This window comes from Psittacicella gerlachiana (assembly GCF_003585965.1).
Taxonomy (GTDB): Bacteria; Pseudomonadota; Gammaproteobacteria; order Enterobacterales; family Psittacicellaceae; genus Psittacicella; species Psittacicella gerlachiana.
This window is the reverse complement of sequence record NZ_NRJF01000258.1, coordinates 1-1,767: the sequence shown is the minus strand read 5'-3', so window position 1 is coordinate 1,767 and position 1,767 is coordinate 1. Positions and strand designations below refer to the sequence as shown.

2 protein-coding genes are annotated in these 1,767 nt (G+C 31.1%); both read left to right on the top strand.

Annotation, left to right across the window (positions count from 1 at the left end; genetic code table 11):
• Positions 1-290 precede the first annotated feature (290 nt).
• Positions 291-953: a Bax inhibitor-1/YccA family protein gene (locus CKF59_RS07375; RefSeq protein ID WP_119535271.1), complete on the top strand. Its 663-nt coding sequence runs from the start codon at positions 291-293 to the stop codon at positions 951-953.
• A 244-nt stretch (positions 954-1,197) separates the two neighbouring features.
• Positions 1,198-1,767, top strand: a 570-nt coding sequence (locus tag CKF59_RS07370; protein ID WP_147397149.1) for an IMP dehydrogenase, incomplete at its 3' end; no start/stop codon positions are given.

Sequence of the window (1,767 nt, the reverse complement as noted above, 5' to 3'; positions counted from 1 at the left end):
GTAGATAGAGGTATTAAAGAAGTATTCATTTCTAATGAGTTGCATTCTAAGTTGTATATCTAAGATGTAGATAATAATATAAGCTTATAGGTAAAATATGACTTTAAAATACTGTTAAAACATTTTTTTTACGTTATAATATAGAGTACGACAGATGGTATATCTGCATTATCAATATATTAAATGTTGAAATAAGCAATTTAAGCATGTATAAATATATTGAAAAAACTATTTTCCTTTTTTAGGAAAGAATAAATAATTAGACTTGTTAAATTTTTTAAGGAATTTAAATGTTTACAGATCGTATTACGAAAACAGGTTCATACGCTTACAATGATGTTAGAAGTGTTGTACTGCGTAAAGCATTTGCACTTTTAGGAGTATCAGTTATAGCAGCGATTGCTACAGGTTACTTCAGTTTAATCACAGGATTTATTAATCCTACTTATTCTTTAGTAGCATTTCTATTAGTTTTTGCTGGTACGTTTTTTATTCCATCGTTAGGAGATACTCCAGCAGGTTATGCTTCAGTAGTAGGAGTTGGAGCTTTATTAGGCTATGCTGTAGTTCCTACAGTTGCTATGTACATTAGTATTCAAGGTGCTGCTGTAGTTATTAATGCGTTATTTGCTACGGGTGCTATTTTTATTTCTCTAGCTGCTTACGCAATTATTACAAAAAGAGATTTCACAAAAATTGGTGGAATTTTATTCGTTGTGATTTTATCTGCAGTTGTAGTAGGTCTACTTAATGCATTTTTAATTAAATCTTCTTTCTTATCTTTAGCTTTAGCTTATGTAGTAGCTTTAGTATCTTGTGGTTTAATTCTCTATAGACTTTCTGTAGCAGTTAATACAGGTTTACTATCTGTTACTCAATTAGCTTTAGGCTTATTAATTGACGTTTACAATTTATTTATTTCTTTATTAAGAATTTTTGGTAATCGTAACTAATTTTTATAGCTCCCTAGTAGGGAGCTATATTAGTTTTTAGATTTAAATATCATTAATATAAGTTTGCACGCTATTTGGGTACTTGATTATTTTAACTTTTCCTATATAATATTGCCCAATAAAGTTTTCATTGAAAGGTAAGATTGATTATCACCTTTCAAAAAATAGGTGCTGTGTTAATCCAGCACTATTTTTATATCTATCAACAATAATTAACCTAAGTAAATTAGACACGAGAGATAAAATGTTACGTATCAAATATGAAGGGGTTACATTTGACGATGTTCTTATTATCCCTAGAGCTTCAAATGTTTTACCTAACACTGCGAATTTGGCAACAAAATTAACAAAAAATATAAATTTAAATGTGCCAATTATTTCTTCGGCAATGGATACTGTTACTGAATATGAATTAGCAATAGCTTTAGCTTTAGTTGGAGGTGTAGGTTTTATTCATAAAAACATGTCTCCAGTTGAGCAAGCAAGACAGGTTGCTTTAGTAAAAAATACTTATGTGGACTTAGGTAAATACCCTCAAGCTGTAGTGGATCAAAATAATAAATTAAGAGTTGGTGCCGCTATTGGAGCAGGTGAGGGAAATGAAGAGCGTGTTAGACTTCTAGTAGAAGCTGGAGTTGATGTAATTCTTATCGATTCTTCACATGGACATTCTGCAGGAGTGATTAATCGAGTTAAACAAACGAGACAAACATATCCTGATCTAGATATAGTAGCTGGTAACATAGCAACAGCTGAAGCAGCTTTAGATTTAGTAGCTGCAGGTGCTTCTGCGGTAAAAGTGGGAATTGGTCCA